The sequence below is a fragment of the Prevotella rectalis genome (assembly GCF_900607215.1).
GTDB classification, from domain to species: domain Bacteria; phylum Bacteroidota; class Bacteroidia; order Bacteroidales; family Bacteroidaceae; genus Prevotella; species Prevotella brunnea.
The window spans coordinates 620440-641428 of the sequence record NZ_LR027822.1; the positions used below are offsets into that span (position 1 = coordinate 620440).

At 45.7% G+C, this 20989-nt stretch carries 20 protein-coding genes; 7 read left to right on the plus strand and 13 right to left on the minus strand.

Going from position 1 to position 20989, the window contains the following annotated elements:
* Window positions 1–167 precede the first annotated feature (167 nt).
* The 3 genes from E0E16_RS10905 to E0E16_RS10915 form a co-directional block, all read right to left on the minus strand.
* Window positions 168–695 (minus strand): shikimate kinase, encoded by a 528-nt coding sequence (locus E0E16_RS10905; RefSeq protein ID WP_130830643.1) that lies wholly within the window; start codon window positions 693–695, stop codon window positions 168–170.
* Window positions 696–766: 71 nt separating this feature from the next.
* Window positions 767–3115, minus strand: coding sequence for a type I DNA topoisomerase (topA, locus tag E0E16_RS10910; RefSeq protein WP_130830311.1), 2349 nt, complete (start codon window positions 3113–3115; stop codon window positions 767–769).
* Between the two features lie 85 nt (window positions 3116–3200).
* Window positions 3201–3728, minus strand: coding sequence for an NUDIX hydrolase (locus tag E0E16_RS10915; protein WP_130830312.1), 528 nt, complete (start codon window positions 3726–3728; stop codon window positions 3201–3203).
* Between the two features lie 589 nt (window positions 3729–4317).
* On the opposite strand from E0E16_RS10915, the gene E0E16_RS10920 reads away from it, so the two are divergent.
* From E0E16_RS10920 to E0E16_RS10945, 6 genes are all read left to right on the plus strand, one after another.
* Window positions 4318–5142 (plus strand): alpha/beta hydrolase, encoded by an 825-nt coding sequence (locus E0E16_RS10920; protein WP_130830313.1) that lies wholly within the window; start codon window positions 4318–4320, stop codon window positions 5140–5142.
* Between the two features lie 28 nt (window positions 5143–5170).
* Window positions 5171–5458 carry a hypothetical protein gene (locus E0E16_RS10925; protein WP_130830314.1) on the plus strand — a complete coding sequence of 96 codons (288 nt, stop codon included), beginning with the start codon at window positions 5171–5173 and terminating at the stop codon, window positions 5456–5458.
* A 219-nt stretch (window positions 5459–5677) separates the two neighbouring features.
* Window positions 5678–6973, plus strand: a complete 1296-nt coding sequence (locus tag E0E16_RS10930) for a THUMP-like domain-containing protein (protein WP_255418175.1) — start codon at window positions 5678–5680, stop codon at window positions 6971–6973.
* 124 nt (window positions 6974–7097) lie between these two features.
* A complete protein-coding gene (locus tag E0E16_RS10935; RefSeq protein WP_130830315.1) occupies window positions 7098–8285 on the plus strand; it encodes a GNAT family N-acetyltransferase in 1188 nt (395 codons plus the stop codon).
* Window positions 8286–8294: 9 nt separating this feature from the next.
* Window positions 8295–10259: a DNA topoisomerase IV subunit B gene (locus tag E0E16_RS10940; protein ID WP_130830316.1), complete on the plus strand. Its 1965-nt coding sequence runs from the start codon at window positions 8295–8297 to the stop codon at window positions 10257–10259.
* Window positions 10260–10351: 92 nt separating this feature from the next.
* The gene (locus tag E0E16_RS10945; RefSeq protein ID WP_130830317.1) at window positions 10352–11938 is read left to right on the plus strand and encodes a S41 family peptidase; all 1587 of its coding nucleotides are present in this window, start codon (window positions 10352–10354) and stop codon (window positions 11936–11938) included.
* An 894-nt stretch (window positions 11939–12832) separates the two neighbouring features.
* Here the strand turns inward: E0E16_RS10945 and ybeY are convergent.
* From ybeY to ruvB, 8 genes are all read right to left on the minus strand, one after another.
* The gene (gene ybeY / locus E0E16_RS10950) at window positions 12833–13276 is read right to left on the minus strand and encodes an rRNA maturation RNase YbeY (RefSeq protein ID WP_130830318.1); all 444 of its coding nucleotides are present in this window, start codon (window positions 13274–13276) and stop codon (window positions 12833–12835) included.
* 52 nt (window positions 13277–13328) lie between these two features.
* Window positions 13329–13781 (minus strand): pantetheine-phosphate adenylyltransferase, encoded by a 453-nt coding sequence (gene coaD / locus E0E16_RS10955; RefSeq protein WP_130830319.1) that lies wholly within the window; start codon window positions 13779–13781, stop codon window positions 13329–13331.
* Window positions 13782–13875: 94 nt separating this feature from the next.
* Entirely contained in the window at window positions 13876–14331 is a 456-nt protein-coding gene (locus E0E16_RS10960) for a DUF4252 domain-containing protein (RefSeq protein WP_130830320.1), read from the minus strand.
* 6 nt (window positions 14332–14337) lie between these two features.
* Window positions 14338–14829 carry a PG0215 family putative anti-sigma factor gene (locus tag E0E16_RS10965; RefSeq protein WP_130830321.1) on the minus strand — a complete coding sequence of 164 codons (492 nt, stop codon included), beginning with the start codon at window positions 14827–14829 and terminating at the stop codon, window positions 14338–14340.
* On the minus strand, window positions 14826–15326 hold the full coding sequence (locus tag E0E16_RS10970; protein WP_130830322.1) for a GFO_1088 family ECF-type sigma factor: 501 nt from the start codon (window positions 15324–15326) through the stop codon (window positions 14826–14828). Before E0E16_RS10970 ends, E0E16_RS10965 begins: the two co-directional genes overlap by 4 nt.
* 11 nt (window positions 15327–15337) lie before the next feature.
* Complete coding sequence (locus tag E0E16_RS10975) at window positions 15338–15844, minus strand: DUF4252 domain-containing protein (protein ID WP_130830323.1); 507 nt, start codon at window positions 15842–15844, stop codon at window positions 15338–15340.
* A gap of 12 nt (window positions 15845–15856) precedes the next feature.
* Complete coding sequence (locus E0E16_RS10980) at window positions 15857–16324, minus strand: DUF4252 domain-containing protein (protein ID WP_130830324.1); 468 nt, start codon at window positions 16322–16324, stop codon at window positions 15857–15859.
* A gap of 151 nt (window positions 16325–16475) precedes the next feature.
* Window positions 16476–17510 (minus strand): Holliday junction branch migration DNA helicase RuvB, encoded by a 1035-nt coding sequence (gene ruvB, locus E0E16_RS10985; protein WP_130830325.1) that lies wholly within the window; start codon window positions 17508–17510, stop codon window positions 16476–16478.
* A 73-nt stretch (window positions 17511–17583) separates the two neighbouring features.
* Between ruvB and E0E16_RS14470 the strand changes: the two genes are divergently transcribed.
* The gene (locus E0E16_RS14470; protein ID WP_255418176.1) at window positions 17584–17715 is read left to right on the plus strand and encodes a hypothetical protein; all 132 of its coding nucleotides are present in this window, start codon (window positions 17584–17586) and stop codon (window positions 17713–17715) included.
* Between the two features lie 478 nt (window positions 17716–18193).
* Here the strand turns inward: E0E16_RS14470 and E0E16_RS10990 are convergent, their stop codons facing one another.
* Both E0E16_RS10990 and E0E16_RS10995 read right to left on the minus strand, forming a co-directional pair.
* Window positions 18194–18949 carry a succinate dehydrogenase/fumarate reductase iron-sulfur subunit gene (locus E0E16_RS10990; RefSeq protein ID WP_130830326.1) on the minus strand — a complete coding sequence of 252 codons (756 nt, stop codon included), beginning with the start codon at window positions 18947–18949 and terminating at the stop codon, window positions 18194–18196.
* A 46-nt stretch (window positions 18950–18995) separates the two neighbouring features.
* The gene (locus tag E0E16_RS10995; protein ID WP_130830327.1) at window positions 18996–20978 is read right to left on the minus strand and encodes a fumarate reductase/succinate dehydrogenase flavoprotein subunit; all 1983 of its coding nucleotides are present in this window, start codon (window positions 20976–20978) and stop codon (window positions 18996–18998) included.
* Window positions 20979–20989: the final 11 nt, after the last annotated feature.

Here is a 20989-nt window from a genome sequence, read left to right on the forward strand (position 1 = left end):
ATTTTATTAGTGAGGGTATTTTCCTCGTTGATGAGAACTGCTCATTTTGCTTTCAACGGCAGGCAAACGGTCGTGCAACCTCTTGATTTTATGTTTTCGCAATATTGTTAGTATCGTGTCTCGGATATTTCTTCTGTCATCGAGGATGAAAGCTGTGAGAAGAATAGCTAAACATTTAGCATTTCACGCACTTTGTCCACCGAATGTTTTATTTTATCGTAACTATCCAACAGATTAATGTCAAGGATGTGCTTAGCTTTAAGGTAGAAAGGTTCGCGGAGCTTCAACTGTTCTCTCATGAAAGTCAGCACCTCCTCCTCCGTTTTATTAAGCAACAGTGGGCGAACGGTCTTCCCCATGCGGATATGCCCATACAAGACATCCGGCTTGGCTTGCAGATAGATTGTTTCCCCCTGAGCGTTCATATAGTCCATGTTGTCAAAAAAGCATGGCGTTCCTCCGCCACACGAGATAATTACATCCTCGAATTCGGCTACTTCGTGCAAGAGATTTCGCTCTATCTTTCTGAAACCGTCTTCCCCCCGCTCATCGAAGAGTTGTTTTACCGTTTTTCTCATTCTGTTTTCGATGTACCAATCCAAATCGTAAAACGGCATATTCGCCTCTTTTGCCAGCATCTTGCCTATCGTTGTCTTGCCGGCACCCATATAACCTAAAAGGATGATTCTTCTCACCTTTGCTTTGTTTTCTTCATTCATCATGAATTACGTTCTCCTTTCGCAATAATAAGGAGACGAAATGGGGGTTATTTCTTTCTGCCACGTCCTGATTTAGGTTCGGGGGCGTTCTTAATGATTTCCTGACACTCGGCATACGTTAGCTCGGCAGCCTTGGCATGCAATGCTTTCGGCATGCGATAGTTCTTTCCGTCGTAGGCGATGTAAGGTCCGTACCTACCGTTCATAACCTCCATCTTATCGTCCTCCGGGAAAGTCTTGAGATGTCGGCGTGCATCCGCCAATCGTTTCTTCTTTATCAGTTCAATGGCGGTTTCCAATGTTACCGTTAGTGGATTTTCTTCCTTGGGCAGAGAGACATATTTCTTGGCGTGCATGACATAAGGTCCGAAGCGTCCGGCACCGATTACCACATCGGAGTCCTCGAATTTTCCTACTGTTCTCGGAAGTTTGAACAACTCCAGAGCCTCATCGAGCGTCAGATTGCCCATGCTTTTCTCAGCCGGCAATTGCGCAAACCTTGGTTTTTCCGAATCATCGGCTGTCCCAATCTGCACCACGGGTCCGAAACGACCAATCTTTACGAACACCGGTCTGCCCGATTTTGGGTCGATTCCGAGTTCGCGTTCTCCGGCTTTATGCTCCGATCGCGCGTTCATCACCGCCTCGACCTCAGGTTCAAAGTTCTTATAGAATTTCTTCATTTCCGCATTCCATGTCGCTTTGCCTTCCGAAATCTTATCAAACTCCTGTTCTACTTTTGCCGTGAAATTGTAATCCATCACTTCCGGGAAGTTTTCCATTAAGAAGTCATTGACAACGATGCCGATATCAGTAGGAATGAGTTTACCTTTGTCGGCGCCCACCATCTCCTTTTTGTTTTTGGAACTTATCTTCAAACCTTGCAATACATCAACGACATATTTCCGTTCTTCCCCTTTCCTATCTCCTTTCTGCACATATTCGCGCTGTTGGATGGTTGATATGGTGGGGGCGTAGGTGGATGGGCGTCCTATTCCCAACTCCTCAAGTTTATGTACCAAGCTTGCTTCCGTGTATCTGCTTGGTCCCATGGAATAACGCTCTGTGGATATGATGTCTCTGCGTTCCAGCTCATCGCCTTGTCTCATTGTCGGTAGTGCGTGCGAGAAGTCATCGGCATCGTTTTCGTCATCGGTCGATTCCCGATAAACTTTCAAGAATCCGTCGAAAGCTATCACCTCACCGGTTGCCACGAACAAAAGATGTTCTTTAGTCTTTCCTTCCGCATCCTCAATGGCAATGTTCACGGTTGTCTTATCAATCTTTGCGTCTGCCATCTGTGAGGCAATGGTGCGTTTCCATATCAAGTCGTAGAGTCGTTTTTCCTGATTCGTTCCTTCAATGGAGGTTTTATTCATATAGGTAGGTCGGATTGCCTCGTGTGCTTCCTGTGCTCCCTTGCTGTTAGTATGGAACTTCCTTATCTTTCCGTATTCATTTCCATACAGTTTTTCAATTTCTTCTTTTGCCGTATTTATAGCCAACGAGGATAAGTTCACACTGTCTGTACGCATGTAAGTGATGCGTCCCGCCTCATAGAGACGCTGCGCCACCATCATGGTTTGACTTACGGTAAATCCGAGTTTACGTGCCGCTTCCTGTTGCAAAGTGGATGTGGTGAATGGTGGAGCGGGCGTGCGCTTTAAGGGTTTCTTTGCGATGGCAGATACTAAGAATTTGGAGGTCTTGCATAACTCCATGAACGCCAAAGCCTCATCGTGGGTCTTGAATCGTTTGTTCAATTCCGCCCTCACTTCATTCTTTGTTCCGTCTTCGCCCGTAACGGCAAAGACGGCATTAACCCGATAATAGGGTTCCGACTTGAAATTGGCTATTTCTCGTTCACGTTCAACAATGAGTCTTACGGCAACGCTCTGCACGCGTCCCGCGCTTAAAGCCGGTTTCACCTTTCTCCACAACACGGGCGACAGGCGAAAGCCTACCAATCGGTCAAGCACCCTGCGCGCCTGTTGGGCGTTTACCAGGTTCATATCCAGTTGTCTCGGGTTCTCAATGGCAGCGAGTATTGCCGGTTTGGTAATCTCGTGGAAGACTATTCTGCTGGTCTTCTCTTCATCAAGTCCCAACACTTCGCAAAGATGCCAGCTGATGGCCTCTCCTTCGCGGTCCTCATCGGATGCCAACCATACTTTTTTAGCGGCCTTGGCATTCTTTTTCAGTTCGCTGACAATCTTCTTTTTCTCATCCGGGATCTCGTAATCGGGTTCCAGAGAATTCAAGTCGATACTCAGTTCTTTCTTTTTCAGGTCGCGAATATGACCATACGACGACATCACCTTAAAATCATCGCCCAGAAATTTCTCAATCGTTTTAGCCTTGGCAGGGCTCTCTACTATCACTAAATTATCTTGCATATCGGCATCATATATTTTTCAAGAGCGCAAAAGTAAGCAATCTTTTTCATACACCTTATATATAGCGCGTAAAATTTCTACTTTTTTAAGCATTGCGCTTCATTTCAAGATATTTTATCAGTGCGCGCCGGATGGAACGCATTCCAAACTCCTCGGTGTGAACTTCTTCCAACGGCAGCCACAGTGCCTCTTCCGCATCATCATCGGTTGCCAAACAGGAGGTATCATCCACCGTACAAACATAGAATGAATCGAGTGTGGGCACGTCGAAACCACTGTAAGTGTATTTATTGGGCAGCGAAGCGAAATAGCTCATTGTGGTTACGTTCAGATTGGTTTCTTCTTTCACCTCTCTTCTCAAGGCTTCCTCAATGGTCTCGCCTATGTCGGCAAATCCTCCGGGCAGGTCGAGCGTACCTTTTCCGGGTGCTTTCTTTCGCCTTACCACCAACAATTCCCCTTGTGCGTTATGAATAAAAGCCGCGACAGCGGCACTCGGATTAAGATAATACTCAAATCCGCAATTCTCGCATTTTTTGCTTTTATCGTTTTGCGGTTCAAAATGCTCGCTGCCACATATGGGACAGTACCTGAATTTTTCTAATATGTGCATGATTTGGTTCATTGTATGTTACCTGTTCAGAGACCGGAAAGCTCGTCCGGTAACGCCTTTTTTACTTTGGGTCGTTGCAAATTTACATAAAAATAAGTAGGAACGCACGAACATCGCCATATTATTTCCACTTTTTCTTGTTTTTTACCAAATATCAAGCGCAGAAAATCAAAAACGCCTCTGTCATCCATAAAGCGCACGTGAAAAACATGAGAAGCAACTCACAATGAAACATCTGCTTGTGAAAACTAAAATATGATTACCAAATGGGTGGGTTATTTGGCGTAAGACCGAGAGGCAACACAACCGCCTTCATCGCATTACGGTTCGGAAGTCTATGTGTTAAATTAACTCAAAAATAATTTATCTCCGTTTGAAAACTGCCTCATTACTGCCAATATCCTAAAAACCCTAAATCCTCAAGCCGTTTTTTTGCGCTTTTTTGCTAACTTTGTGCCACATCGCCTCCCGACACTCACCGCGCAATCCTTTGCGCCATCTTGTCAGAAGGTGAGTACATTCGAACGATGAACCGCAAACAGCCGGTTTTTTGAACTGAGAAACAAAAGAATAAAATCAACATAAGAGCATGAATTTCAGGAAACTTTTTGTGATAACGGGACTCTTTGCCGCATCAATGACGGTAATGGCACAACGAACTTTCGACGTAAATCTCTATAACGGCAGAGCTCCTTACAACAATGGGGACAAGCGCGACACCGCAAAGGTGCGCGTTTACTTGCCACTCGAACGCGAAGCCACCGGAAGAGCCATCGTCATCTGCCCCGGAGGGAGCTACGAAAGTCTGTCCATGGACACCGAAGGCTACGACTGGGGAGAATTTTTCCAAAATCAGGGCATCGCTGCCATCGTCTTGAAATACCGTTTGCCGAACGGAAAGCCGGAAGTTCCCATCGCCGATGCACAACAAGCCATACGATTGGCACGCCTGAACGCCTCGGCATGGAGAATCAGCCGCAACAAAGTCGGCATCATGGGTTTTTCCGCAGGAGGACATCTCGCAGCGACCGTGGCAACTCAAGGCAGAGGGGAGGCAAAACCCAACTTCCAAATTCTTTTCTATCCGGTCGTTTCCATGATGGAGGGATACGGACACAGAAAGAGTTTTCATAATTTTTTAGGCAGAAACCCAAGCAAGCACGACCAACGGAAATACAGTGCCGACATGAACGTGAGCCGGGTAACGCCACCCGCTTTCATCGCGCTCTGCGATGACGACGACAGTGTTCCACCGGCAAACGGCGTGAATTATTACATGGAGCTGTATCGCAACGATGTGCGCGCTTCGCTTCACGTCTATCCGGATGGAGGACACGGATGGGGCAGCAAAATAGGCTTCCGATACCACGAGGAATTGATGATGGACCTAAAAGCATGGCTCCGCAGCTTCTAAGGGAACAACGAATAACGGAACATCCGAAATGGGAAAAATCGCAATCAAGGCTAAGGCTTCGATTGCGATTTTTCTTTACACAAGCTTTCAAATGAAGTCTCTTTTTTCAAGATGCCTTGACTTTGAGTTCAAATACGCCATTCATTCGGATTTTCATATCTCACTGTGTTACAACGGAATACAGATTATGCAAAAAGAAGACGACCAACAGCCACAAGCTCATCCGTCGTTTTCTATGGCAATGGATATACCTTTTGGGTGGCAAAAGCTAAACAATGGCGACACAAAAGGTAAGGTATTGCATCGCAAAAGGTAAGCAATTGAAGCAGAATCGCTCAAAGACCTCGTTTTTTCGGCTCGATAAAGCCCACATGAACCTGCAACAGAAACATTTTTATTTCTAAAAGCAACTTTTCGGAAAGTTGGTTTTTCAACCATAAATCTTTACAATGCCATAGTTCCATTTCATATTTCTCGCAATTTCATCGGGGAAGGAAAAGGATAAAAATATTTTTTCATTAACTTTGCAAATGACATGAAACAAAGTAGCGACCACACATCCGAAAAAGAAAATCCTCGCACACACGCTATGGAAATAAGCCGGGAAGTAAAGCAATTTGTCCTCGCTCACAGGCTTTCTTCCCCTACAGAGTTGGCGTTGCGCGCGACACGATATCCCGACATCGACATGCCGTTCGCACTTGACCAGATTGCGGGGTGGCAAACCGCTCGCAAGAAACTGCCTTCATGGGCGGAGAAGGAGGACATCGTGTATCCGCCACATCTCGCCATGGAGCAATGTTCATCGGAGCAAACGGCACGTTACAAGGCAAGATTGGTGCGACGGCTCGCCTCAGAATATGACGAAGAAAAAGCAGAGCAAACTGTTGGGGACCATGAACCGGTCTTCCTTACCGATTTGACAGGTGGACTGGGTGTGGACTTCTCGTTCATGGCGCAAGGTCGCAAGGCAACTTACGTGGAACGACAGTCGCAACTTTGCACCATCGCTGCCCACAATTTCGCAGTATTGGGATTGGAGAAAACAAAGGTGGTGAAGGGCGACGGAGCGGAGTTCCTCCATGAGATGGACTTTTCTACGATTACTTATCTCGACCCGGCAAGAAGGGACGACCATGGAGGAAAAACGGTGGCGATTAATGACTGCACGCCGAACCTTTTGGAATTGAAAGACGAACTAATCAGGAAGAGTGGTTACGCCATCGTGAAGCTCTCGCCGATGCTTGATTGGCATCAGGCACACGCACAGCTCAACGCCACAGCCGACATTGTGAGGGAGATACACATCTTGTCGGTGAGAAACGAATGCAAGGAATTGCTCTTCGTGCTGAGAGAGGGCACCAACCCACTCAAGATATTTTGCATCAACGACAACGAGAATTTCACAATGGAAGCAACAGTCGCCGTCGCACATCGGGAAATCATCAGGGAGAGAAAGCCGGAAACGGGGAATTACCTTTACGAGCCTAACGCGTCCATCATGAAAGCGGGAGGTTTCGGAGAATTGACGGTGCGATATGGTGGGGAGGCGATAAGCCGAAACTCGCATTTGTTCGTTTCCGATGTCGAAATCAATGACTTTCCGGGACGTGGCTTCGTCATAAAAAGAGTGAGCACATTCAACAAGAAGGAATTAAGAAGTGCTCTCAACGGAATTTCCGCTGCCAACATTGCCACTCGCAATTTCCCCATCAGTGCCACTGAACTGCGCAAAAAACTAAAATTAAAGGATGGAGGGAACAACTACGTCTTTGCCACCACCGACAATGACGGCAGACACCTGTTGCTGATTTGCGAGAAAAGCAAATGAAGAGGTGAAAACTAAAAAGCGTGGGAAAATAACAAATAATCTCAAAAAGAAGCATTAGATTTGGAAAAAGACCGAAAAGTTTGTACTTTTGCATATTTGAATGATAAAAACAACTTAAAGAGACATGTCGTCAGTACAAATAAAGAAAGTCGAGACAGCTAAGGATTTGAAGACTTTCATAGAGTTTCATTACGACCTTTACGAGGGAAACCCATACGATGTTCCCAATTTATATAGCGATGACTTCAACACTCTGTCGAAAAAACGAAACGCAGCGTTCGACTTCTGCGAGGCGGAATACTTTCTCGCGCTCAAAGATGGGAAGGTGGCAGGGAGAGTGGCAGCCATCATTAATCACAAGGCAAACGACACGTGGAAACAAAAAGACGTGCGGTTTGGATGGATCGACTTCATAGACGACTTGGAAGTATCGACGGCATTGCTAAAAGCCGTGGAAGACTACGGAAAAGAAAAAGGCATGGAACACATCGTGGGACCCTTGGGGTTTACCGATATGGACCCGGAAGGCATGCTGACATGGGGCTTCGACCGATTGGGAACGATGGCTACCATCTACAACTATCCTTACTATCCTCAACACATGGAGAAACTCGGAGGATGGGAGAAAGATAACGACTACGTGGAATACCTCATCAAAGTGCCCGACAGAGTACCGGAGAAGCTCACAAAGCTGTCGGAAATGATTGAAAAACGATACAACCTGCACGTGAAAAAACTCACGAAAAAAGACATCTTTCAAGATGGTTACGGAAAACGGCTGTTCAAACTCATCAACGATACCTATAAAAACATCTACGGCTTCTCGGAACTGAGCGACCGACAGATAGACCAATACATCAACATGTATTTCCCATTTGCCGACTTAGACTTGATAACAGTTATCGAAGATGGGAACAAGAACAACGCCATCGCAGGCATGGGCATTACCATCCCTTCGTTGAGTCGCGCGCTGCAAAAGTGCAGAAGAGGCAGATTGCTGCCCTTCGGATGGTGGCACATCCTGAGAGCCATCAAATACAGCAAGACGGAAGGCGTGGATCTGTTGCTGCTGGGCTTCCTACCGGAATACAGAACGAAAGGTGCCAACGCACTCTTGTTCAACGACCTTATCCCACGCTATGTGGAACGAGGATTTAAATGGGGAGAAAGCCAAGTGGAAATGGAAAGCAACTCAGGCGTACAAAGCCAATGGAGCATGTTCGATACGGAAAACCACAAAAAGAGAAGATGCTACAGAAAAACACTTTCCACAACATCGAGCCACTCGGAACAAAAAGGAAAAGCTGTCTAAAACGAGAATATGAACAACAACCCAGTAACATACACCGATGATAATATCCGACACTTGTCGGACATGGAGCACGTTCGCACGCGTCCGGGAATGTATATCGGACGATTGGGCGACGGAAAACTACCCGAGGACGGCATCTATGTACTCCTGAAAGAGGTCTTGGACAACTCCATCGACGAATTTAAGATGAATGCCGGCACACGCATAGAAATCGATATAGATGACAATTTGCGCGTATCGGTACGCGACTATGGGCGAGGCATACCACAAGGAAAACTGATCGAAGCGGTATCAGTCCTAAACACCGGAGGAAAGTACGACTCTAAGGCATTCAAGAAAAGCGTGGGACTGAACGGAGTGGGTGTGAAAGCAGTAAACGCACTCAGCAAACACTTCGAGGTGAAGAGCTTTCGAGAAGGAAAAGTAAGAGAACTGATGTTCGAGAAAGGAGAACTGAAGGGAGACCGAACACAGAAGACAAAAGACGAAAGCGGAACTTACATCTTCTTTGAACCCGACAACACGCTCTTTAAGAACTACAGCTTCCACGATGACATTGTGGAAACCATGCTCCGCAACTACACCTACCTAAACACCGGACTGACAATCATGTACAACGGACAGCGCATAGCCAGCAGACACGGACTGGAAGACTTGCTGACGGACAACATGACCGTGGACTCGCTTTATCCCATCGTACACATGAAAGGCGAGGATATAGAAATAGCGTTCACACACACCAATCAATATGGTGAGGAATATTACTCGTTCGTGAACGGACAGCACACCACACAGGGCGGAACACATCAGTCGGCATTCAAAGAACATATCGCAAGAACCATAAAAGAGTTCTTTGGGAAATACGAGTATGGAGACATACGAAACGGAATGGTAGCAGCAATAGCGGTGAATGTGGAAGAACCGGTTTTCGAATCGCAAACAAAAATAAAACTGGGCTCCACAATTATGGCACCGGAAGGCGAGACCATCAACAAATTCGTAGGCGATTTCATCAAGACAAACGTGGACAATTTCCTGCATATCCACAAGGAAGACTTCACGGATATTCTCGAAAACAAAATAAAAGAAACGGAACGCGAACGCAAAGCCATGGCGGGAGTAACGAAATTGGCACGCGAACGCGCAAAGAAAGCCAGCTTACACAACAAAAAGCTGCGCGACTGTCGCGTACACCTCAGCGATTCCAAAAACGACAGAAAGGAAGAAAGTTGCATTTTCATAACAGAGGGAGACTCTGCCAGTGGAAGCATCACCAAGAGCAGAGACGTGAACACGCAGGCCGTCTTCTCTTTGAGAGGAAAGCCACTGAACTGCTACGGACTGACTAAGAAGGTGGTGTATGAAAACGAAGAGTTCAACTTGCTGCAAGCGGCACTCGACATTGAAGAAGGACTGGAAACGCTACGCTATAACAAGGTAATCGTAGCGACAGATGCCGATGTTGATGGCATGCACATTCGACTTCTCATCATTACATTCTTCCTGCAATTCTTCCCGGAGCTTATCAAGAAAGGACACGTTTATGTGCTTCAGACACCACTCTTCAGAGTGAGAAACAGAAGAACGAAGGTAAAATGCAAAAAAATCATTGAGGAGATTGACGCGAAACGGGCGAAAGGTGAGAAGAAAAACGACTTCGTTACATTATATTGTTACAGCGAAGAGGAACGGCAGAACGCCATTCGCAATCTCGGACCTGACCCGGAAATCACTCGATTCAAAGGTTTGGGAGAGATTTCCCCAGATGAATTTGCACATTTCATCGGTCCTGACATGAGATTGGAGCAAGTAACGCTTCACAAGAACGATCAAGTGCAGAAACTATTGGAATACTACATGGGCAAAAACTCAATGGAACGACAGAACTTCATTATTGATAATCTCGTAATCGAGGAAGATCTCGCAAACGATTCGGAGGAAATCACTGAGGGGGAGCAGCAAGTTTCCAAATAAAGCAATGCCACTTCAAGGAAGGTGGATGATGCCGTTAGCTTATGGAAGGCAACCTATATCAACATCCGCCATAAACATAACACCAAAAATAAATGAAAAAAAATCTATTCGCAGCCGTACTTCTCATGCTTCTTCCGGTATGGGCGACAGCACAGATAAATATAAATTTTGGAGAAAACTCACCACTCAGGAAATTGCAAATGGCACAGATAGCCGTATCAAATTTCTACGTGGACAAGGTGGATGAGGACAAACTAACCGAAGATGCCATCAGAGGAATGCTCAAAGAGCTCGACCCTCATTCCACTTACACCAACGCCAAAGAGACAAAAGATTTGAACGAGCCACTGCAAGGCGATTTCGAGGGAATCGGAGTGCAGTTCAACATGATTGCCGATACACTTGTCGTGATACAACCTGTAGTGAATGGACCATCGGAGAAAGTGGGTATCGTGGCAGGAGACCGCATTGTTACAGTGGACGACACACTCATTGCCGGCGTAAAGATGAATCGCACGGAAATAATGAAACGACTTCGGGGAAAGAAGGGCACAAAGGTGAAACTCGAAATTGTAAGACGTGGGGTGAAAAACAAACTCACTTTTATCGTTACACGTGCGAAAATTCCGGTACATACCATCTATGCTTCTTACATGATTCGCCCGGGAATAGGCTATATCAGATTAGAGAGCTTCGGTGCAAAGACCCACGAAGAATTTATGACTGCCATTGATTCGCTGAAGCAACAAGGCATGAAGCGACTCATTCTCGACTTACAGGAGAATGGGGGTGGATATCTCGAGGCAGCAGTGCAGATTGCCAACGAATTCCTGCAGAACAACGACATGATTGTATATACCGAAGGACGACGCGTTGCACGACAAAGTTTCAAAGCACGTGGCAATGGTAAATTGCGCGACATGGACGTTTATGTATTGGTAAACGAATTTTCAGCCTCTGCCGCCGAAATCGTTACAGGAGCATTGATGGATAACGACCGGGCGATGGTCATAGGGAGAAGAACCTTCGGAAAAGGACTCGTACAGCGTCCGTTCCCTCTTCCCGACGGCAGCATGATTAGGCTCACCGTGGCGCATTATTACATACCGAGCGGAAGATGTATTCAGAAACCTTACAAAAAAGGAAATCAGGAGGATTACGAAATGGATTTGGAGAAACGGCTGAAGCATGGAGAACTCACCAATGCAGACAGCATTCATTTCGACAACTCATTGAAATATTACACGGTGCGAAAGCATCGCCCGGTATATAGTGGTGGCGGAATCATGCCTGACTATTTCGTTCCGCTGGACACCATAAAGTTCACTCGATTCCACAGACAAATTACCATTAAGAACATTCTAATGAACGCTTACCTGAGGTATATGGACAACAACAGGCAAATGCTCAAATCGCGCTATAAATCGTTCGATTACTTCGTAAGGAGATACAAGGTGCCAAACAACTTGATGGATGAGATTGTGAATGAAGCCAAACGACAAAAGATTGAGCCTAAGGATGAGGAAGAGTTGAAAAACTCCATTATCTACATGGAACTGCAATTAAAAGCTCTCGTAGCGCGCGACCTTTGGGACATGAACGAATATTTCAGAGTGTGGAACGAACAAAACGACATCGTGAAGAAAGCATTGGAAGTCATGGGAGGAGTTGCTACCTGATAATTGTCTTTCACGCATGAAATGCCATGGGGAGAACGGCTATCGGACACTTCAACTCGTTCCGAAAGTAAGTTTTATCGCGCAAAGCCCAAGCCTTAAAGTGAAATTCGCAAACAACTTATTATCAACACTTCTCATCAACCTATCGACCGGTTGTAAAAAGCAACTATGTTCTTATTCGAATAACAGACTGAATGCCGAAGGCTGTTGTCGTTCATTCAGCGATATTGTCAAGACAGGGGACACGATGGTTGTTATTTTCCTGACATTCATAAACCCACATCGGTCATTAGGATTTCTTGATGTTGCATGGCATTGAGAAATCCTTTATTTTTTTCCAATGGTATCTTAAATTATTTTGTGCCCACGCAAGGTTCAGCAAATCATGAGACTTTATGTGTTTTGTTCCAATGTTGAATAACACCAATCTCCTTATGTCTTCACCTCGTATTCAGATGATGGCAAACAGACGCTTGATAGCGAACATCCGGTCCCGACCATCAATATGAAATTATATTACAAAAAAACATTCGGGACACACCTCGTAATCTATTGATAATCAAGACAATATTAATAGGGATTTAAAAGCTTAGCTTTTGCGCTCCAATACATGACCTTTTGCATTGCAAAAGCTTACCTTTTGGAAAGCAAAAGCTAAGCTTTGGATAGATGAATGAAGAAAATTCAGGACATTATTGAACTTTCCCATATAGCGAGGGAAGGTTTTCGCGTTTCCAATGCCCTACAAAAAAATAAAGAACATGCTTGTCTTTTGTTTTGCCCGGATAGGTGCAGGTGTTGATATAAACCCATACTGCCTGCCAACGCGTGGCAAGAATTACAAGGAAAGGAGGGGGAAAAAGACTTGGAATAAGACTGTGAGTGCGCTATCGACTATCCTTTACGCTCGTTTCCGACTCGCATTTCGTCCAACAGTCTCAATGCGGCGTTCTCGTTTGCTTCCATTATTTCCCGCTCACCGGGACCTTTGTCGTTGATTCCGCAGAGATGTAGAATGCCATGGATGATGACTCGATATAGCTCTTCTTCATAGCTTTTCCCGAATTTCTTGGCATTGCTGCGCACGGTGTCCAAAGATATGACGATGTCTCCATTAAGAATGTCTCCCTCACAATAATCGAAAGTGATGATGTCGGTGTAATAATCATGTCCGAGATATTCGTTGTTCACTTCAAGTATCTTGTCATCGTCCACGAACATATAGCCTATTTCGCCCACTTTGCGTTTGTAGCTTTCCGCAACTGCCTTAATCCATTCCGTGGTGGCGCGTTTCTTTATCTTTGGAAGCTTTGTTCCATCTGCGTTATATGTTATCATCTATTGTTGTTTTTTACGTGTTGCCTTGGGAGAAAGAAACCTTGAAGCGGAGTCAGACATGAGATGCTTTTGGCAGAAACTCGCTGACATCGCGCCCGAAGTGGACAAGTTCTCTTACGAGGCTGGAGCTGATGCTCGCAAATTGAGGTTCGGCAAGAAGCAAAATGGTTTCCAAACCACCGATTGCCCTATTGATATCGGCTTGTTCCCGCTCATATTCAAAGTCCTTTACGCTTCTGACTCCTTTGATGAAGAACCGGACGTTCTCGCGTTTGGCGAAATCAACGGTAAGGTCATCATAAGCCTTAACCATTATTTTAGGTTCACGGGCGTAGATGGCACGAATGCGTCCGACCCTTTCTTCGGTATCGAGCATGTATTGTTTCCGTTCGTTGATACCCACACCGATGATGATTTTATCGAATAAGGGCAAGGCGCGACGCACGATGGAGTCGTGTCCGATGGTGAAAGGGTCGAAGCTGCCCGCGAATAATCCGGTTGTCATTGTTTTGTACTTAAAAAATAAAGGGAGCCACGATGAAGTGAACTCCCTGCAAAAGTACGCTATTTCTGCTATATTACCAAATTATGACTACCGATTATTTGCCTGCCGTAATGGATTGGATGTCGTGCAGGGTTACATTTCCGAAAACATTGATGATGCTTAAATCATCTTTTTCGGTGGTCAGGAGCACGAACTCGTTTTTTCCGTTCTTGTATCGCTTCTCGTAAATGGTAACGTGCTCTCCCCCATCCCTTACTTGCATTACCAATGTGTACCTCATCTTTCGGAAATAGTTGATTGCCGTCTTCTTGATTTCCGGTATCAACGTCGGTCTCGCACATTCAAGTACTTGAAGATGGTCGAGTTTTCCGGAGATTTTGGAGATATCCTTATTGCTTGTCGGTACGTTCTTTATCATGCGCAGCATCGCCGTTGAGATATATACGGTGGTAACGCCGTTCATGTCTTCATACTTATCGAATAGCGCCTTTTGAGCAAACGTCAGGCAACTGAAAGTGCCGAGTAAGAGCAAAAGCCATATTCTTTTCATTGTTCTTTAATCTATTTGATGGTTGGTTATGTTTTCTACTTTTTCTAAGCCCTTGTTCAGGCTTCTTGAGAATTTCGTCAGCGCGCGATTGGTTTCCGCATATGCGTCTTCCGGGTTCTCATAAGTGTCGATAGTTTCCATTTGACTCGTCTGCGCTTCACTTTCATGGTGATAAATCATAATGCCTGCAGTGAAGAGCAGGAGCAACGATGCAGCCACGCCCATGACCCACCTTAGTCCGATTCGGGTAACACGCCGGCGCGCTGTCGTATCAATGACGTTCCATTGGTCTATTCTTCGTTCCACACGCTCTTGCAAGTCATCAGGAATGGAGACTTCACTTGGGCACAAGGCAAGGAACAGCTTTTGTTCCGACTTCAATTCGTCCGCGATGTCGTTGCCACTGAAGTATGACTTCAACAACTTCTCTTCGGCATCGGTGGTTGTTCCGGAATAAAACTTTTCAATCAAATTCTTGATATCGTCCTTATTGTTCATCTTTTCATCTCCTTTATCTGTTCTCTGATTTGTTTTCTTGCCCTGCTCAGTATGGTACGGACATTTGTTTCGGAAAGTCCCGTTGCTTGACTGATTTCGTTATAGGGCATTTCCTCTACATCGCGCATCAACATTATTTTCCCTTGTGGGTCGGGAAGCCGGGTTATCATTTGCTTTATCCGTTCACACTCGTCGGTGGTTTCCAACTGTCGCGCCATGTCCACGTGCTCTTTTATTTGCATTTCGGCGATGTCTTTCCCCACCGTTTCGATGTGTTTGGCGCGTTGAACATCATAGAACGCCCGCCTGAGTACCGTAACACTGTAAGCCTCCGCATTGTCGATGCCGTGTAGTGTATCTCGTTTCGTCCACAATCGCAGATAAGTGTCTTGCACCAAGTCCTCCGCCCATTTGCCGTTACCGGTAAGTCTCCATGCCACAGCATAGAGTTTGCGATGGCATGGCAGGAAGAGTGATTTGAATTGGGAGGCGTTCATGTCCCTGTATCTTATTTTTTAGAAAAAAGACTGTTCTTATCGTTAATCAACGCGTGAACATCTTTCGGGCGAATCTTACCTTTTATCAGCAACAGGGTACAGTCGTCGCCATCGGAACTGACAATGACAAGCTCACGGATGCAGTTCTTTTTCATCTTGGTCAGGATGAGCGACTGCTCGTCTTTCGACTTCTGCTGAATAAGTTTTTCGTATCCGCTCGTCTTCAGTCGGTTCAGCTTGTCCGCAAGCGAGAGCTTCACGTCGGAAGAACAGTCGCTCAAATCCAAAATTCTCACTGAAGACACGGCACGCATCACTTTCCGATCGGATTCATCCTCATCTTTCGCAAAAACAGAGGCTAACTTTATCAACAGCTTCGGGATATGAACATAGTCCGCGTGTTCACATTTTTTGAACTCACCGAACAGATCGGAAACGTTTACCGAGTTGGTTTGAGCGTCTATCGTGCCGATACCGACACCAAACACGAGAATTAAAGATAAGAACAAACGCCTCATAAGCCATGAATTTTATTTGGTTTGACTTTCTACTATCTTGTCGATTTCCTTTGGATTGACATGTCCATCGATTTTCACTAAAGTGCAATCCTCATCATCCAACACGAAGATAATAAGACTGTTTACTTCATTTTCCGTTCCTTTGGTTAGGATTTTCACTTTCTCGCCTTCAGAATTCACTTTAATTACTTCCTGATACTCTCCGAAATTTAATTTCCCGAAAGCCTCTCTCAACTCTTTCTTTAACGATGGACTGGAGTTTTCCAACGCCAATACTTTCATTCCATCAATCTGCTCCGATAATTTTACCAACTCAGGGTCATCGGAACTGCTCATTCCCAATCTAATCATGTCCTTTGACAGGTTCAGAAACGTTACGTTTTCTTGGTTTTGAAATCGATTGAAGACATCGTCTATCGTTTGTCCCCATCCGGTCATACTTGTTGCGAGTAGCGCAATTGCGATAATAAATACTTTCATGCGTTTTAATTTTAAAGGGTTTACAATTACATAGACGTGAGTTGTTGGGATTTTGTGACAGGAAAAGCAAAAAAAACAAATAAAAACTCAACTTTCTTCTTCCGGGAACGCGGAAACGTGGCTTTACGCCACGCGCAAGGAAGAATAGCCATCAATCGAAAAATGATGGTTCGGCGGTTTTGGAACCTGCCATGCCACGTTCCAAATGCTCGTAAGCAAGCGGAGTTGCCATGCGTCCTCTCGGTGTTCGCTTAATGAAACCCTCCATGATGAGATAGGGCTCGTAAACCTCTTCCAACGTTCCGGAATCCTCGCCGATAGCCGTGGCAATAGTGGAAACACCCACCGGACCGCCACGAAACTTGTCTATGATGGTAAGCAATATCTTATTGTCGATTTCATCAAGACCATAGCTGTCGATATTAAGCGACTGCAACGAGTTTCGAGCTATCTCATGGTCGATGGTTCCATTGCCTTTCACTTGCGCGAAATCGCGAACGCGGCGCAAAAGCGAGTTACAAATACGAGGAGTGCCCCGCGAACGGCGCGCTATTTCTATCGCAGCATTGTCCTTAATGGGGATGCGGAGAAGCCGGGCTGAGCGTTTGATGATTTTTTGCAATGTTTCCGGATCGTAATACTCAAGATGGAGATTGATACCGAAGCGAGCTCGAAGGGGCGCGGTAAGCAGTCCGCTGCGTGTGGTGGCTCCCACAAGCGTAAAGGGGTTGAGGTCGATTTGAATGGAGCGGGCAGACGGTCCTTTATCTATCATGATGTCGATGCGGTAATCCTCCATTGCCGAATACAAATATTCCTCGACAACAGGAGAAAGCCGATGAATCTCGTCTATGAAGAGCACATCGTTTGGTTCGAGCGACGTGAGAATGCCTGCCAAATCGCCGGGCTTATCGAGAACGGGACCGGAAGTAATCTTAAATCCCACTCCCAACTCGTTGGCAATGATATTGCTCAACGTGGTCTTTCCCAAACCCGGAGGTCCGTGAAGCAAAGTATGATCGAGAGGTTCGCCACGATATTTCGCAGCCTCGACAAAGACTCGCAAATTATCCACCACTTTTCGCTGTCCGCTGAAGTCATCGAACTTGGGGGGGCGTAGCGCGTTTTCAAAGTCTTTCTCGGCCGAAGTAAACCTTTCTTCTCTTATATCAAAATCTTCATCCATACTGTCTGCTTGTTTTTACCAAGCGCAAAGATAACGATTTTAATTGAGAAAAGACAGATAAGCAGGCAATTGGATGGATAAAATCTCACAGAACAAGGAAAAAACGAAGGATTACCGAAAACCCATTGACAGAATGAAAATAAAATATATGGGGACGATGTGCAAGGAAAATCTCTTCTTTTTCGATGGCGATACCGCCCGGTAAGAATACGACTCAATGTCATTTGAAACCACAAAAAACAGGAAGCAATTGCAATACATCAGCAAATGGTTTGCAAAAGCTAAGCTTTTACCGGGCAAAAGCTAAGGTATTGGAGTGCAAAAGCTAAGCTTTTAAAACACGTTTTGTAAACACCTGATTATCAACATAATACAAAGGCAAGAAAAAGGGCACTGGAAAAGGCTAGAAAAACATACTTCTCACAAGGATAATGCCGGAAAAAAGCAACCCGGGGAATTCCTCAAAAAGGCATGTTTTATCATTGAAAATTAGCTCTCGCACCAACTTTCAACCTTCGCAATATCAACGAATGGAATTGACTATCGCCGTACAGAGTAAGCAAGCGTTTATTCACAGAATGAATAAAAAGAGAATTGCAAAAAAATCCCACCACTCAAGGCGAGCAGTGGGATTTCAATGCAAATATAAAAATTTAATCGTTATCTTTGCGTAGGTACACGAGTTAATCGGCAAGTTTTGCCTTTATAAACTCGCGATTAAGACGGGCGATATTAGCTATGGACTCATTCTTGGGGCATTCTGCCTCGCAAGCGCGAGTGTTGGTACAGTTGCCAAAGCCCAACTCCTCCATCTTCATCACCATACGCTTGGCACGCTTTGCAGCCTCGGGACGACCCTGTGGCAAAAGTGCCAGCTGGCTCACCTTGGAAGAGACAAACAACATGGCAGAACCATTCTTGCAAGCTGCAACGCAAGCCGCGCAACCTATACAAGTGGCACAGTCCATTGCTTCATCGGCAGCTTCCTTCGGGATAAGGATAGCGTTGGCATCCTGTGGCTGACCGGTGCGAACGCTGGTGTAACCACCTGCCTGAATAATCTTATCGAACGCACCACGATCCACCATGCAATCCTTGATAACCGGAAATGCTGCCGAGCGCCACGGCTCCACGGTAATCACATCGCCCTCGTTGAAACGACGCATGTAGAGCTGACAAGTAGTAGCTCCTTCGGCAGGTCCATGTGGATGCCCATTGATATAAAGTGAACACATACCACAGATACCTTCACGACAGTCGTGGTCGAAGACAAAAGGTTCCTTACCGGCTTCGATAAGCTGCTCGTTGAGGATATCCAGCATCTCAAGGAAGGAAGTATCACCACTGATATCCTTCATTTCGAATGTATCAAAATGACCTTCAGCAGTAGGTCCGTTCTGACGCCAAACTTTAAGTGTGAAACTTATGATTTTTTCCATTGTTGATTTTTTCTTTTAATGTTTGTTGCAAGCAACTTTGACCTGATTAGTTCTTGTAGTTACGTGTCTGAACCTTGATAGCCTCGTATTCGAGCGGCTCCTTTATGAGTTCCGGAGCAACCTTGTCGTTGCCTTGATACTCCCAGCAACCTACATAGAAATAGTTCTCATCATCGCGTTTAGCTTCGCCATCCTCTGTCTGATATTCTTCGCGGAAGTGACCACCACAACTCTCATTTCTCGAAATGGCATCGAAGGCTATCAACTCGCCCATAAGGATGAAATCGCGAAGGTGAATGGCTTTATCCAGCTCCACGTTCAGCCCTTCTTTGCTTCCCGGGATGAAGAGGTTTGTATTGAATTCGTCGCGAAGGGCTTTCATCTTCTCAAGACCTTCCTTCAAACCTTCCAATGTTCGACCCATTCCAACGTGATCCCAAAGAATGTGTCCAAGCTCTTTATGGAAAGAATCAACCGAACGCTTGCCCTGAATGCCCATCAGACGATCGATTTCTGCTTGAACGCCTTTCTCCGCCTCGTCAAACTCGGGAGCATCGGTAGAAACTTTTGCCCAAATGCTTTGGTCCGCCAAATAGTTCTGTATGGTATAAGGCAATACGAAGTAACCGTCTGCCAAACCTTGCATCAGCGCGGAAGCACCCAAACGGTTGGCTCCATGATCAGAGAAGTTACACTCTCCGATTGCAAATAGACCCTTAATGGTGGTCTGTAATTCATAATCTACCCAGATACCACCCATCGTATAGTGGATGGCGGGATAAATCATCATCGGGTTATAATATTTCACGCCGTTGATTTCATTTGCCATTTCACCGGGATAAACATCGGTTATCTCTTCATACATATCAAAGAGGTTGCCGTAACGCTGAAGAATAACATCCAAACCAAGACGTTCGATGCTCTCGGAGAAATCGAGGAACACTGCCAAACCTGTATTGTTCACACCAAAGCCGTGATCGCAACGTTCCTTTGCGGCACGTGAAGCCACATCGCGGGGCACCAAGTTGCCAAATGCGGGATAGCGACGCTCCAAATAGTAGTCGCGATCTTCTTCCGGAATGTCGGAACCTTTCTTTGTTCCAGCCTGAAGTGCCTTGGCATCTTCTAACTTCTTGGGTACCCAGATGCGTCCGTCGTTACGCAACGACTCGGACATCAGCGTCAGTTTCGACTGCTTGTCGCCGTGAACCGGAATACATGTTGGGTGAATCTGTACGTATGAGGGATTTGCGAAATAAGCACCTTTACGGAAGCACTGAACAGCTGCTGTACAGTTGCACCCCATGGCGTTGGTGGAAAGGAAGTAAGCATTGCCATAACCACCTGTGGCAATGACTACTGCGTTGGCGGAGAAACGTTCGAGCTTACCGGTTACCAAGTTCTTGGCAATGATACCGCGAGCGTGCCCGTCAACAATTACCACATCTTCCATCTCGTAGCGAGTATAGAGTTTTACACGACCATCGTTCACTTGTTTGCTGAGTGCAGAGTAGGCACCGAGCAATAGCTGCTGACCGGTCTGACCTTTTGCGTAGAAAGTACGCGATACCTGTGCACCACCAAACGAACGGTTGGCCAACATGCCACCATATTCGCGAGCAAAAGGAACTCCTTGAGCCACACATTGGTCGATAATGCTGTTGGATACTTCAGCCAAACGATAAACATTGGCCTCGCGAGCACGATAGTCTCCACCTTTCACGGTATCGTAAAACAAACGATAAACCGAGTCGCCATCGTTCTGATAATTCTTAGCTGCATTGATACCACCCTGTGCGGCGATAGAGTGTGCACGACGAGGGGAGTCCTGAATGCAGAAATTATATACGGAAAAGCCCATCTCACCAAGCGAAGCAGCGGCACTGGCACCCGCCAATCCCGTTCCAACGACAATGACATCGAGCTTCAATTTATTTTTCGGGTTAACCAAACGCTGATGAGCCTTGTAGTTGGTCCACTTCTCTGCTACCGGACCTTCAGGAATTTTCGAATCTAATATTTTAACCATAATCTTAATAT